Annotated in this window: 13 protein-coding genes; 4 read left to right on the forward strand and 9 right to left on the reverse strand. The window is 69.2% G+C overall.

The genetic code is table 11. The annotated features are described in order from the left end of the window. Positions 1-2: 2 nt before the first annotated feature. From ACJH71_RS15150 to ACJH71_RS15180, 7 genes are all read right to left on the reverse strand, one after another. A complete protein-coding gene (locus ACJH71_RS15150) occupies positions 3-1376 on the reverse strand; it encodes a DUF2599 domain-containing protein (RefSeq protein WP_406758816.1) in 1374 nt (457 codons plus the stop codon). 92 nt (positions 1377-1468) lie between these two features. Next, entirely contained in the window at positions 1469-2149 is a 681-nt protein-coding gene (locus tag ACJH71_RS15155; RefSeq protein ID WP_406758817.1) for a methyltransferase family protein, read from the reverse strand. Positions 2150-2167: 18 nt separating this feature from the next. After that, positions 2168-2842 (reverse strand): methyltransferase family protein, encoded by a 675-nt coding sequence (locus ACJH71_RS15160; protein ID WP_406758818.1) that lies wholly within the window; start codon positions 2840-2842, stop codon positions 2168-2170. Positions 2843-2852: 10 nt separating this feature from the next. Further along, positions 2853-4496 (reverse strand): ABC transporter permease, encoded by a 1644-nt coding sequence (locus tag ACJH71_RS15165; RefSeq protein ID WP_406758819.1) that lies wholly within the window; start codon positions 4494-4496, stop codon positions 2853-2855. Beyond that, on the reverse strand, positions 4493-5398 hold the full coding sequence (locus tag ACJH71_RS15170) for an ATP-binding cassette domain-containing protein (protein WP_406758820.1): 906 nt from the start codon (positions 5396-5398) through the stop codon (positions 4493-4495). The genes ACJH71_RS15165 and ACJH71_RS15170 overlap by 4 nt, the downstream gene beginning before the upstream one ends. Further along, positions 5388-6023 carry a TetR family transcriptional regulator gene (locus tag ACJH71_RS15175; protein WP_406758821.1) on the reverse strand — a complete coding sequence of 212 codons (636 nt, stop codon included), beginning with the start codon at positions 6021-6023 and terminating at the stop codon, positions 5388-5390. Before ACJH71_RS15175 ends, ACJH71_RS15170 begins: the two co-directional genes overlap by 11 nt. A gap of 173 nt (positions 6024-6196) precedes the next feature. Beyond that, positions 6197-6862, reverse strand: coding sequence for an O-methyltransferase (locus ACJH71_RS15180; protein ID WP_406758822.1), 666 nt, complete (start codon positions 6860-6862; stop codon positions 6197-6199). Positions 6863-7054: 192 nt separating this feature from the next. Between ACJH71_RS15180 and sigE the strand changes: the two genes are divergently transcribed. The 4 genes from sigE to tatB all read left to right on the forward strand — a co-directional run bounded on the left by sigE (position 7055) and on the right by tatB (position 10354). Next, entirely contained in the window at positions 7055-7846 is a 792-nt protein-coding gene (gene sigE, locus ACJH71_RS15185; RefSeq protein WP_406758823.1) for an RNA polymerase sigma factor SigE, read from the forward strand. Positions 7847-7963: 117 nt separating this feature from the next. Further along, complete coding sequence (gene rseA, locus ACJH71_RS15190) at positions 7964-8371, forward strand: anti-sigma E factor RseA (protein ID WP_406758824.1); 408 nt, start codon at positions 7964-7966, stop codon at positions 8369-8371. 87 nt (positions 8372-8458) lie between these two features. Further along, the gene (locus tag ACJH71_RS15195) at positions 8459-9958 is read left to right on the forward strand and encodes a S1C family serine protease (protein ID WP_406758825.1); all 1500 of its coding nucleotides are present in this window, start codon (positions 8459-8461) and stop codon (positions 9956-9958) included. A 12-nt stretch (positions 9959-9970) separates the two neighbouring features. Beyond that, a complete protein-coding gene (gene tatB, locus ACJH71_RS15200; protein WP_406758826.1) occupies positions 9971-10354 on the forward strand; it encodes a Sec-independent protein translocase protein TatB in 384 nt (127 codons plus the stop codon). Between the two features lie 34 nt (positions 10355-10388). On the opposite strand, the gene ACJH71_RS15205 is transcribed toward tatB, so the two are convergent. Further along, a complete protein-coding gene (locus tag ACJH71_RS15205; RefSeq protein WP_406758827.1) occupies positions 10389-11540 on the reverse strand; it encodes an Mrp/NBP35 family ATP-binding protein in 1152 nt (383 codons plus the stop codon). 49 nt (positions 11541-11589) lie between these two features. After that, on the reverse strand, positions 11590-12915 hold the full coding sequence (locus ACJH71_RS15210) for a lytic transglycosylase domain-containing protein (RefSeq protein ID WP_406758828.1): 1326 nt from the start codon (positions 12913-12915) through the stop codon (positions 11590-11592). Positions 12916-12953 lie beyond the last annotated feature (38 nt).

The following is a 12953-nucleotide window of genomic DNA, read 5'->3' on the forward strand; positions in this document are numbered from 1 at the left end:
CGCTAGAACGGCTCTTCGGCGCCGCCGGGGTTGCAGCCGTTGGCGAGCAGGTTCAGCGTGCTCACGTCCGGGCGCCACGGCTCGAGGTTCCAACTGGTCTTGCCGGGTTGGATGAACTCGGCGAACTGCCAGTGGCACAGGAACTGTGCTCGCATACCGGCGTTGTTGGCCTCCGGGTTGCGCTTGAGGACCTCATCCCAGGCCTGCTCGCCCTGGCGCAGGGTGCCGGGCTCGCCGGCCTCCGTTCGGCCGGTCTCGGTCGGATAGACGCGCAGGCTGGTTCCGCCGTCGTAGGTCACCCACTGGGTGTTCGCGACGTACGGCGCCGCGCTGATGCCCGCGGCGCCCAGGAAGCCGCCGGCACCGCCCAGGCCACCCGCGCCGCCCTCGCCGCCGAGGCCACCGTCGCCGCCGCGGCCGAGCACCAGCCCGCCCGCGCCGCCGTCGCCCCCGGCGCCGCCGTTCTCGTCGTCGCCGCCCGCACCGCCGACGCCGCCGTCACCGCCACGGCCCAGCCACCAGGCCCCGGCGCCGCCCACTCCGCCGTCACCGCCGATGTCTGCTCCAACGCCGGTGCCCCCGGCGCCGCCGGTACCTCCGGTGCCGAGCAGCATGCCGAGTCCCACGCCACCGGTGCCGCCGCCCGCGCCCGCGCCGCCGGCGCCGCCGGTACCGCCCAGGCCCATGAACCAGCCGCCGGCTCCGCCGTCGCCGCCGGCGGAGCCGACACCGCCCAGACCGCCGGCGCCGCCGTTGCCGAAGAAGCCCGCGTCGCCGCCGGCACCGCCGACGCCGTCGATACCCGCGATGCCTGCTCCGCCGTCGCCGAACAGGAACCCGCCGTCACCGGCGTTGCCGAACCAGCCCCACTGACCGAGCAGGCTGGTGTTGACGCCGTCGAACCCGTCGATGCCGTCGCCGATCAGGTCGCGACCGAACAGGGTGGCAAATGGTGCGTTGATCAGGCCGAGGCTCAGCTCGCCGAACGGGCTGGCAATCCACTGCTGCAATCCGGCGTGCAGGGGTGCGTAGATGTATTGGTTCACCAACTCGGCGGTGTCCAGGGATTGGCTCGGGCCGGGCCAGGCCAGCACCGCGTCGATGACGTTGGAGAACAGCTTGTCGGTGGCCGGATCGAGTTGGTCGGTGAAGGACTGCACCAGCGCCATCAGGCTGCCCAGGTCGAGCCCGCCTGCCGCACTGCCGGCGACCTCCACCGGTGCCGCGGCGTCGAGCAGCCAGTCCCAATCCGCCTGCGCGGGGGCGGCGGCCAGCATCGGGGTGAGGCCGACGACCAGGGCGCCTGCTGCGGCAGCGGCCATCTGGGAGGGGGAGGAGGCGAGGCTGCGGGTGCTGCCCCGCTTGAGTGCACGCATGGCTCTGGCTATCTCCCCAAGTAGGAATTAACAGTTTCTACTTAGGGAACTGTAAGCCACGGGGGGTCGACGGCGGTATCCCACCGGGCCGATCACCAGAGGTAGGGCAGCAAACGGTAACGGACGCGCCGGGTGTATTCGCGATACCCACTGAGCTCCTGGTTCAGCAACTGCTCCTCATCGAGGATCCGCACCACCAGGATGGGCAGGCTGATCAACGTGCCGGCCAGTCCCCAGTACGAGCCGAGCGCCAACGCGAGACCGACCATGGTGACCAGCAGGGAGAAGTACATCGGGTGCCGGACCAGGCCGTACATGCCGGTCGCAATCACCGGCTGGTTGTCCTCGACGGTGATGTTGGCTGCGGCGTAGCCGTTCTGCACGACGGCCAGGATGCCCAGGCACAGCCCGAGCACCACCACGACCTGGCCCAGCACCGACACGGCTGTCGGCGGCGCCGACCAGCCGAACCGGTGATCCAGTGCGCTGATCACGAACACCGAGCCGAACGCTGCGATCAGGGCCGTGCTGGCCAGCTTCTGCGCCAGCCGGGTTTCGGCCTTAGGTCCGCCACGCAGCCGCCGCTGCAACACCGCTGGATTGGTGAGACCCCAGTAGATGCAGCACGCGATGCTGATGACGGCGTAGACCGCCAGGAACACCCAGGCCTGCCAGTAGTCGAAAGTGCCTGCCGGCCAGAACAAGAGCAGACCGTAGACGACCGCGGCGATCAGCCCGTAGCCCACGCCTTGACCGATTGCCTTGACATTCATCGGCGTCTCCTTCCGTTGTCACCACACGTAGGGCAGCAGGCGGTAACGCACCCGCGTGGTGTACTCGCGATATCCCCGGAGCTCGTGGGTCAGCAGCTGCTCCTCGTCGAAGATGCGCACCACCAGCACGATCAGCCCGGGTACCAGGAAGACCAACCCCCAATAGGAGCCGAGCGCGAGCGGGACGCCGACCATCAACAGGACGTTGCCGGTGTACATCGGATGCCGGACCACCCCGTACAGGCCCGTCGAGACCAACGTCTGGTCTGCCTCGACCGTGACGTTGGCGGCCGCATAGCCGTTCTGGATGACCACCACCATCGCGACTACCAGCCCGATCGCCACCAGGGCATCGCCCAACAGACAGACCGGCGTCGGCACCGCGGACCACCCCAGCCGGTGATCGATCACGCTGACGACGAACATGGCCGGGAAGCAGACGAAGATGACAGCGATGACGACCCGCTGCAGGGTCCGCTTCTCGGCGGCCGGCCCGAAGCGCATCCGGCGCTCCAGGGCGGCCGGATTGGTGCGGATCAGATACAGGCTGGGAATCCAGGTGGACAGGGCGAAAACCGCGAGGAACACCCAGGCCTGCCAGTAGTGCAGCGTTCCGGCGGGTATGAACAGCAACAGCCCGAAGGCGATCAGACCCAAGGTTGCCGAAAGTAATCCTTTGCCCATGGTTTTCATGCCAGCCTCCTTACGTCGTGAGATCTCTGCGGCGGAATGCCCAGGCGCCCAGCGCGATCAGTGCGGTGTCGATCGCCAACAGCACGATCAGCGGCACAGCACTGAACGTGCCGTTTCCGACCAGCGGGATGTGGCCGAAGGGTTCGAAGTCGATGACCCACTGCGGCAGGCCGGAGATGGGGCCGAGCAGATACAGCGCGACGAAGCCGGTCAGCACCGCCCACGCCGCCGGCGCGACCCTCGGAACGAGCCCGAACAGGGCCACCGCCACGGCCGCGGGGAGCCAGGCCGCCGGCAGTTGCACGGCGGCGCTGCCCACCACCGCAGGCAACTGTCCGCCGATGTCGCCGGCGGCGGTTCCGTAGACGATTCCGGCCACCAGCCCGGCGGCCAGCATCGCAAACGTCGACCCGGCCAGTGCGGCGACCAGATGGCTGGCCAACCAACGGTCTCGCGACAGCGCTCCGGCGAGCAGCGTCTCGCCGCGCGTGGCGGTTTCCTCCTGGTGCAGCCGCAGCACCAGCGACACCGCGAAAGCGGCGGCCACCATGCCCAGCATGCTGAAGGCCACCGCGACGAATGCGTGCTCCAGTGCCGCGGTTCCGCCGAGCCGGATGACGATGTCGCGGGCGCGGTCGCTGCCCACCTCGTCGCCGATGCCGTGCACCACGCTGCCGACCAGCAATCCGTAGAGCAGTAGGCCCGTCGTCCACAGCAGCAGGGCCCCGCGGTCGAGCCGCCACGCCAGTCCGAACGCACCGCCCAGGGTCGGCGCCGCTCGCCGCGGGCCGGGGCGATCGGCCAGCAGCCCGGCGCCGACATCGCGACGGGCCGCGAGTTGATACGCCAGCCAGATGAGCGCAGCGGTCGTCGCCAGGTGCAGCAGCAACACCCACCAGCGGTCACCGGCGTACGGCCGGACCTGCAGCGACCAGCCCAGCGGCGACAGCCACGACAACCCGCCCGATCCCGCATCGCCCACGGCGCGCAGCGTGAACGCGCCGGCCAGCACGCCGAACGCGGCGCCGCGGGCGAACCGGGCGCCGGGCGACAACTGAGCGGCGACCGCGGCCACGGCCGTGAACACCAGCCCGGAACAGGCCAGCGCGGCCCCGAACGCACACGATCCGGACGCCGGCACGTCGGTGGTCAGCAGCCCAACCGTCCCGATCACCCCGGTGGCCACCGACGCCCCCGCGGCCAACAGCAGCGCGGCGGTCAGCCCGGCGTAGCGGCCCACCGCGGTCGAGTCGATCAACTCGGTGCGGCCGGTCTCCTCGTCGGCGCGGGTGTGGCGGATGACGGTCAGAATCACCGCCACCGCGATGAGCAGATGGAATATCCCGGCCTTCCAGATACCCACCGCACCCAGGGAGTCGTTGTAGACCTGGCCGTACATCGCGCGTTGCGCCGGGCTGGCCATGATGGTAGCGGCCAGGCCGGCGCGGTCGGCGGCGGTGGGATAGATGGCCTGGATGCTGGCGATGTAGACGGTGGCCAGCGGCAGCGACAACAGCAGCACCCACAGTGGCAGCACGATGCGGTCGCGGCGCAGGCACAGGCGCAGCAACCCCAGTGTGCCAACCAGATTCGATCCGCCCCGGCGGTAGTGCGGTGCCGCAGGCTGCGCGACGGCGGTGCTCGCGGTGGTCATGCCCGGACCGTGTCGTAGTGACGCAAGAACAGCTCTTCGAGCGTCGGCGGCCGGCTGGTGAGGCTGCGCACGCCGGCCGCGCCGAGCACCGCGACGAGCTCTGCGAGGCTGGCGCTGTCGACCTGGGCATACAGCACGGTGCCGGAGTAGCGCACGTCCGCGACGCCCGGAATGCGGGTCAGATCACCGGGATCGCGCATCAGATCGGCCTGAATCGAGGTGCGGCGCAGGTGTCGCAGGGATTCCAGCGAACCACTTTCGACGACGCGCCCGGCCCGGATGATCGTCACCCGCTGGCACAGCGTCTCGGTCTCGGCCAGGATGTGGCTGGACAGCAGGACAGTGGCGCCGCGACGGCTCGCCTCGGCGACGCACTGCTGGAATACGTTCTCCATCAAGGGGTCCAGTCCGCTGCTGGGCTCGTCGAGTACGAGCAGGCGGGCGTGTGAGGAGAAGGCGGAGATCAGCGAGACCTTCTGGCGGTTGCCCTTGGAATAGGTGCGGGCCTTTTTGCTCGGGTCCAGGTCGAAGCGTTCGATCAACTCGTCGCGGCGGCGCTCGTCGATACCGCCGCGCATCCGCGCCAACAGGTCGATGATCTCGCCGCCGGTCAGTGCCGGCCACAAAGTGACATCGCCGGGCACGTAGGCGATCTCGCGGTGCAGCTCGACCGCGTCGGTCCAGGGATCACCGCCGAGCAGCCGGACGGTTCCGCCGTCGGCCTTCACCAGGCCCAGCAGGACGCGGATCGTGGTGGATTTGCCGGCGCCGTTGGGGCCGAGAAAGCCATGCACCTCACCGCCGTAGACGGTCAGATCCAGTCCGTCGAGCGCTTTGACTTGGCCGAAGTTCTTCTCCAGTCCGCGGATTTCGATTGCCGGCCAATGGTTGTCAGGTCGCATCGGTTCCCCCTTGTTCGGTCGCCAGGAAAGCGTCGTACATGGTGCGGTCGGTCATCAGGCCCTCGGTGTACAACTCGAGTGCGGGTAGCACCATGTCGCGGGCGTAATCACGTAGCACGGCCCGCAGATCGGTCGGGTTCTCGTGCATCTGCAGATACAGCAGGAATCCGCCGCCGTTGTTCATGGCCAGGAAGCGGGCCCGGGCTTTCGGGTCGCGGCTGGGTTTGAGGGTGCCGGCGCGGACGCCCTCGTCGAGGTAGCCCTCGGCGTTGTCGATCATCCTGCGCCACAACGTGTCTGCCAGCTCGCCGCCGGACTGCATGCTGCGGACCAGGTAGGCCATCATCGACGCATAGGACTCGATCTCGGCCATCGCGGCGAACCAGGTTCCTGGGTCGGCCGAGCGCATCGCCTCGGATTTGCCGCTGCGGATCTCTTCGGCGACGAACTCGTCGCAGGCCCTGCGCAACCCTTCTTTGGAGCCGAAGTGGTGGATGACCAGGGCGGCGCTGACTCCGGCGGCCTCGGCGATGGCCCGGACGCTCACGCCGAAGCCGTGCCGTCCGAACTGGTCGATGGCCGCATCGCGGATTTTCGCCGCCGCCGTCAGGTCCGCTGAACGCATGTTCAATACGCTAAACACGCGTTCAGTGCAGTGTCAAGCATTTGCCGCACCCAGCCGCGAGGGTGCGTGCCACCCGGCCGCGAGGGTGCGTGTTTGTACGCCTCAACGCGGCGTGTCGCGTACAAACACGCACGCTCGCGCCATGGGGGGCGAGTGGGGGTGAGGCGTCTTGGTCAGTCGCGGACGGCGGCCAGCAGCCCGTCGCCCAGCGGAATCAGCGCCGGGGTCAGCCGCTCGTCCACGGCGATCAGCCGGGCGGCTTCGCGTACCGCAAGCACTTCGGCGTCATTGGCCGCCGGGTCTCCGGCCCGGCCGCCCAACGCGGCCCGGTGCACCACGACGACGCCGCCGGGCCGCAGCAACCGCACGGCCTCCAGTACGTAGCCGGGCTGGTCGATCGGTTCGGCGTCGACGAACACCAGGTCGTAGGACGCATCGGCGAGACGGGTCAGGACCTCTTGGGCGCGGCCGCTGATGAACCGGGTTCGGCCGGGCCCGATGCCGGCGTCACCGAACGCCTGCTTGGCTGTGCGCTGGTGCTCGGGCTCGATGTCGATCGTGGTCAGCACACCGTCTTCGCCCATGCCCGACAGCAGCCAGAGCCCACTGACGCCGGCCCCGGTGCCCACCTCGACCACTGCCTTGCCGCCGCTGAGCTTGGTCAGCAGGCTCAACAATGCGCCGACCGCGGCGCTGATCGAGCCGACGCCGATCTCTCCGGCCCGGTCGCGGGCCGCCGCCAGCACCGCGTCCTCGGTCATGGAGTCCTCGGCGTGCGTCAACAGCGCATCGGCTCGACTGCGCGGCGGCTCCCCCGGAGTGTCGTCAGTGCTGGCCATGTCCGCAGCGTAGGACAAGGCGCTTCGGGGCCGCGAACCGGCGCGCCCGCCCGACACGCCCGGGGCACGGCCCGTGTCCGAACTGTTACCTGGACGTATAACCGCACTGCGCGGGCGATTCGAACACAGGTTCACAGTCCGCGTTCAGTGACAGCACAGAGCGGACATACAGCGATAGGCAACGGTATCGGCATGGAACGAGGTATGAACCGGCCTCGAGACGCTCGGAATACGAGGGGCCCGTTGCGCGTTGACCGCGATAGTGCGCTGCCGTCGCCTGACGGCGGCCTCGAGCTGGAGGACGTCGCCATAACCACTTTGCTGCCCCCGGTCGCCATGTCGCACCCGACCACCCACTCGGACCGGTACTCCGACACCGACTGGGTCGAACCGTCAGACGAGGCGCAGGGCACCGCGGTGTTCGACGCCACCGGAGACGTCGCGGCGATGCCGTCCTGGGACGAATTGGTGCGCCAGCACGCCGACCGGGTCTACCGGCTGGCATACCGGCTGTCCGGAAACCAGCACGACGCAGAGGATCTCACCCAGGAGACCTTCATTCGGGTGTTCCGTTCGGTGCACAACTACCAGCCCGGAACCTTCGAGGGCTGGTTGCACCGCATCACCACCAACCTGTTCCTGGACATGGTGCGCAAGCGGGGCCGCGTCCGTATGGAGGCGCTGCCGGAGGACTACGACCGGGTGCCTGCCGACGAGCCCGACCCCGAGCAGATCTACCACGACGCGCGGCTGGATCCCGACCTGCAGGCGGCGCTGGACTCGTTGGCGCCGGAGTTCCGGGCCGCGGTCGTCCTGTGCGACATCGAAGGTCTGTCCTACGAGGAGGTCGGGGCGACCCTCGGCGTGAAGCTGGGCACCGTGCGCAGCCGCATTCACCGGGGCCGTCAGGCTCTGCGCGACTATCTCGCCGCCCGGGCCAGCCAGCGTGACGGTTCGGCCTTCGGCGGTGTCGCGGCCGGCTGAGCTCGGCTCGGCCCTGGGTTTCCACGTCCGTGAGCGGTATCGCGCTACATTCTTATTGGGCCTTTATTCCGCCCGATTGAGTGCTGATGTGGGTATGCGACAGGAGAGGAGTCCGGTGTGACGGACCGCGGAGGTGTCTTCCGTCGCGCGTTCTCCTGGCTGCCCGCTCAGTTCGCCTCGCAGAGTGATGCGCCGGTCGGTGCCCCGCGGCAGTTCGGGTCCACCGAACACCTCTGCAGCGAGGCGATCACCGCCTACGTCGACGGTGAGCTGCGGATGAACGCCCACCTGCGCGCGGCCCACCACCTGTCGCTGTGTCCCGATTGCGCGGCCGAAGTGGAATACCAGGGTCGGGCACGCTCGGCCCTGCGCGATTCGCATCCGATCCGGATCCCCTCGGCGCTGCTCGGCCTGTTGGCCCAGATCCCCGAGTCCCCGGCCGATTGTTCGCCCGACGAGCCGACCAGGCCGATGTCCGCCCGGTTCGACGACGGCAAACCTCAAGAACGTCGTAAACGTCGGTAAGGTGGATCTCCAGCGGCGTTAGCGCCCGGTGATGCTGTGCTCGCGGAGCCCGGAAGCGACCCAGGGCTGGACCCGGAAGAGGAATAGGTGAGCTCCAACAACGAGAACGCCGGCGGTAACCGCTTGGCTCCGCGCCCCGTCTACCGGCCCCCTGTGGACAATGCGTCCCAAAAGGCCTTCGGTCGGCCCGACGGGGTGCCCGGTTCGTTCACTCCCGCCGATGTACGGCCCAAGAAGTACCGCGAACAGGGTGAGTTCACCCCGCGTGATCTGCCGCCGGACCCGGTGCTCAAGGAGGCCTTCAGCCGGCCCTATGGCACCGGTCCCTCGTTGCAGCGGCATCCTGCCGATGCCGGAGCGCTGGGCCGCAACGGCAAACCGGAGGGGTTGGAAGACACCGGCGACCCGTGGCGTGACCCCGCCGCCGGTGCCGCCCTCGGTGCGCCGGCCGTCGTCCCGCCCAAGCCGCGGGCGGCCGGCGAATTGGGTGGCCGCCTGGGTGTGCGCGACGTGCTGTTCGGCGACCGGATCTCTTACCGCGCGCTGGCCACGCTGGCCGCGATCGCGCTGGCGATCGGCATGGTCGGCGGCTGGGTCGGACGTACCACCGCGCAGGTGGTCGAGGCGTTCACGACGTCGAAGGTGACATTGTCGACCAAGGGCAACGCCGAGGAGCCGGCTGGGCGGTTCGCCAAGGTCGCCGAGGCCATCGCCAATTCGGTGGTGACCATCGAGTCGGTCAGCGACGACCAGGGCATGCAGGGCTCGGGTGTTGTCATCGACGGCAAGGGCTACATCGTCACCAACAACCACGTCATCTCCGAAGCCGCCAACAACCCCAGCAAGTTCAAGACCACGGTGGTTTTCAACGACGGCAAAGAGGTGCTGGCCAACCTGGTCGGGCGCGACCCGAAGACCGACCTGGCCGTGCTCAAGGTCGACAACGTCGACAACCTGTCGGTGGCCCGTCTCGGCGACTCAGACAAGATCCGGGTCGGTGACGAGGTCATCGCGGCGGGCGCGCCGCTGGGACTGCGCAGCACCGTGACCCACGGCATCATCAGCGCCGTACACCGGCCGGTGCCGCTCTCCGGTGACGACTCCGACACCGACACCGTCATCGACGCGGTGCAGACCGATGCCTCGATCAACCACGGCAACTCCGGTGGTGCGCTGATCGACATGGATGCGCAGCTGGTCGGGATCAACACCGCCGGAAAGTCGCTGTCCGACAGCGCCAGCGGGCTGGGGTTCGCGATTCCGGTCAACGAGATGAAGACCGTCGCCGAGGCGCTGATCAAGGACGGCAAGATCGTGCACCCCACGCTGGGGGTCAGCGCCCGCTCGGTCAGCAACGCCATCGCGTCGGGTGCGCAGATCGCCAACGTCAAGGTGGGCAGCCCCGCGGAGAAGGGCGGCATGCTCGAGAACGACGTGGTGGTCAAGATCGGTGACCGCAGCGTCGCCGACGCCAACGAATTCGTCGTGGCGGTCCGCAATCTGGCCATCGGCAAGGAAGCGCCCGTCGAGGTGGTCCGTGACGGGCGGCATGTGACGCTGACGGTGACCCCCTCCGCCGACAGTTAGAAGTTCGGTTCGATGTTCGCGAATGTCGGTTGGGGCGAGATGCTGGTCCTGGTGGTGCTCGGGCTGGTGATCCTGGGCCCGGAGCGGTTGCCCGGAGCCATCCGGTGGACCGCCGGTGCACTGCGCCAGGCCCGTGACTACGTCACCAACGCCACCGACCAGCTGCGCGACGAGATCGGTCCGGAGTTCGAGGACCTGCGGGCGCCGCTGAGCGAATTGCAGAAGTTGCGCGGCATGACACCGCGCGCCGCCCTGACCCGGCATCTGCTTGACGGGGACGATTCAGTGTTCACCGCGGTCGGTTCGCTGGCCGCAGAGCCGCGCCCGATGCCGCCGGTACCGGCCGTGGTGTCCGAGCCGGGTGGACCGGCTCCCTTCGACACCGACGCAACCTAGGAAGCCTGCGTCCGCGTTCCGGCCGCCGTCCGGCTCAGCGCCGGGCGCCGGTGTCCAAGCCCAGCGACATCCCGACCAGTCCGCGTCGGCGGGTAGCCAGCTGATCGGCGACTTTGCGGAGTTCCTTGCCCGCCGTCGAGTCCGGCGAGAGCACCACCGGGGATCCGGAGTCGCCACCGGTCACCATCTCGCTGTCGATCGGCACCTGGCCGAGCAGCGGCACATCACGGCCCATCGCCCGGGTCAGCCGCTCGGCAACCCGCTCGCCACCGCCCTCGCCGAACAGGTGCATGGTGGAGCCGTCGGGCATGGCCAGCCCGGCCATGTTCTCCACCACCCCGACGACCTGCTGGCGGGTCTGCAGGGCGATCGCCCCGGCGCGTTCGGCCACCTCCGCGGCCGCCTGCTGCGGGGTGGTCACCACCAGGATCTCGGCCGACGGAACCAGCTGGGCCACCGAGATCGCGATGTCGCCGGTGCCCGGCGGTAGATCCAGCAACAGCACGTCCAGGTCGCCCCAGTAGACGTCGGCGAGGAACTGCTGCAAAGCACGGTGCAGCATCGGGCCACGCCACACCACCGGCGTGTTGCCCTGGGTGAACATCGCGATCGAGATCACCTTCACGCCGTATCCGATCGGCGGCATGATCATCGAGTCGACCTGGGTGGGCAGGGCGGTGACACCCATCATCCGCGGCACCGAGTGGCCGTAGATGTCGGCGTCGAGCACCCCGACTGACATACCGCGTTCGGCCAGCGCGACCGCGAGGTTGACCGTGACACTGGATTTGCCGACCCCGCCCTTGCCTGAGGCGATCGCGTAAACCTTGGTCAGCGAGCCCGGCTGGGCGAACGGGATGACCGGCTCCTTGGCGTCGCCGCGCAGCTGTTTGCGAAGCTCGGCGCGCTGCTCGTCGCTGAACACGTCCAGGCTGACCTTGACGGGTCCGGTGCCGGGCACGTCGTTGATGGCCGTGGTCACCATGTTGGTGATCTCGGCTTTCATCGGACAGCCGGCGATCGTCAGGTAGATCGTGACGTGCACGCTGCGGTCGTCCGCGATCTCGATGCTTTTGACCATGCCCAGATCGGTGATCGGACGCCGAATATCGGGGTCCAGCACGGTGCCCAACGCTGCATAGATCGCGTCGTGCAGGGCTGCAGTGTCATCCTGATTCTCGGACATCGGAATCGAGTCTAAGGCAGTACGGCAGGGCCTCTGCCTGTGAGATCGATCAAGCCGGCGGGACGGCCTGCGGCCCGTCCTGCGGCGCCCCGGCGGAGGCCGCGGGCGGCGGTGGGACGGCCGGCATGTCCGGTGCCCCTGGCGGCGCTGGTGCCACCGCGTAGGGCGGCATCGGCGCAGGTGGTGCCTCGGGGGAGCCGAAGGGGGCCGGGGGGACGCCGTTGGGCGGTGCTGGTGGGGCCGGCACGGCTTGGGGTTCCAGGCAGATCATTCGGCAGGCCGCCGAGGGACGCGGCAGCTGCTGTTGTTGCTGCTGCTCGGGCGAGGTCAACCACGGCGGCAGCCACGGCAGATTCGCCAGTTGGGTCTCCAAGCTCGGCTGGCCCAGGTCGATCAGCGACGATTCGGCGGGGTGATTGGCCTGGGACATCCCGTGCATGCTCAGTGATTCCGGCCCGAGCCCTTCCGGGTGTTCCAGGTGCTCGAGGTGCAGATCCGCGATCGGCGGTGCCGGGCCGACAATCGGCGGAAGGTCGACGGGAGCAACCCCGGTGGCGTAGGCCGCAGCCCAGCCCATCACGTTCTCCGCGTAGGCCATCGAGTTGTTGTAGCGCAGGATCGAAGTCAGGACGTGCGACTGTTCGCGCAGGTTCATCCCGCCGCTGCACAGATACCGCGCCGCCGCCAGCGTCGCGTCGTAGACGTTCTGCGGGTCCGCTCGACCGTCGCCGTCGCCGTCTGCGGCATACCGCGCCCAGGTTCCGGGGAGGAACTGCATGGGGCCCAGGGCGCGGGCGTAGACCACCCGGCCGGGGGCACTGCTGGCCACGATGACTTCGTTTCCGGGCAGTGTGCCGTCCAGCGCCGGGCCGTAGATCGGCTGCAGGACGTTGCCGCGGGCGTCGGTGGCCCCGCCGTTGGCGTGCCCGGATTCGATGCGTCCGATCCCGGCGAGCAGGTTCCAGCTGATCCCACATTCGGGCGCGGCGACCGCCATCTGCTGCTCGGCGTTCTGGTAGGCCGCCAGCGCCGTCTTGGGGATCCCCAAGGTGCCCGGCGCATAGACGACGGCGGCCGGCGGCGCCGACGGGGCACCCGCGGCCACGTGCAGATTCGGCTGCGAGCGGGGTACCGCGACGACGGAGGGGCCCGATGAACGGCCGGACGTGTGCACCGAAGCCGCCAGCGGGGTGATCGCGGCGTTGCGCAGCGGCAACGAGGTCGAGGGCGAGCGGGGCGTGGCGCCCACGGCGCCGGCAAACACCAGCGGGGTGATGAACGCCAGGCCGAAGGCGGGTCGCAGGGCCGAACGGGCCGCCCGCCGCACCCGGGCAGCGCGGGACACGCGTTCCGCTGCGCCGCCCCCAGTTGGCACTCGACCGTCCCTAATTCCGCTGTGGAGAAACCGCTCGG

Origin of the sequence: Mycobacterium sp. SMC-15 (assembly GCF_045310925.1) — a bacterium.
Lineage (GTDB): Bacteria > Actinomycetota > Actinomycetes > Mycobacteriales > Mycobacteriaceae > Mycobacterium.

Coding starts and splice junctions, on each gene's coding strand:
- ACJH71_RS15150 (WP_406758816.1), bottom strand. CDS start 1,376: ATGCGTGCACTCAAGCGGGGCAGCACCCGCAGCCTCGCCTCCTCCCCC.
- ACJH71_RS15155 (WP_406758817.1), bottom strand. CDS start 2,149: ATGAATGTCAAGGCAATCGGTCAAGGCGTGGGCTACGGGCTGATCGCC.
- ACJH71_RS15160 (WP_406758818.1), bottom strand. CDS start 2,842: ATGAAAACCATGGGCAAAGGATTACTTTCGGCAACCTTGGGTCTGATC.
- ACJH71_RS15165 (WP_406758819.1), bottom strand. CDS start 4,496: ATGACCACCGCGAGCACCGCCGTCGCGCAGCCTGCGGCACCGCACTAC.
- ACJH71_RS15170 (WP_406758820.1), bottom strand. CDS start 5,398: ATGCGACCTGACAACCATTGGCCGGCAATCGAAATCCGCGGACTGGAG.
- ACJH71_RS15175 (WP_406758821.1), bottom strand. CDS start 6,023: ATGCGTTCAGCGGACCTGACGGCGGCGGCGAAAATCCGCGATGCGGCC.
- ACJH71_RS15180 (WP_406758822.1), bottom strand. CDS start 6,862: ATGGCCAGCACTGACGACACTCCGGGGGAGCCGCCGCGCAGTCGAGCC.
- sigE (WP_406758823.1), top strand. CDS start 7,055: ATGGAACGAGGTATGAACCGGCCTCGAGACGCTCGGAATACGAGGGGC.
- tatB (WP_406758826.1), top strand. CDS start 9,971: ATGTTCGCGAATGTCGGTTGGGGCGAGATGCTGGTCCTGGTGGTGCTC.
- ACJH71_RS15205 (WP_406758827.1), bottom strand. CDS start 11,540: ATGTCCGAGAATCAGGATGACACTGCAGCCCTGCACGACGCGATCTAT.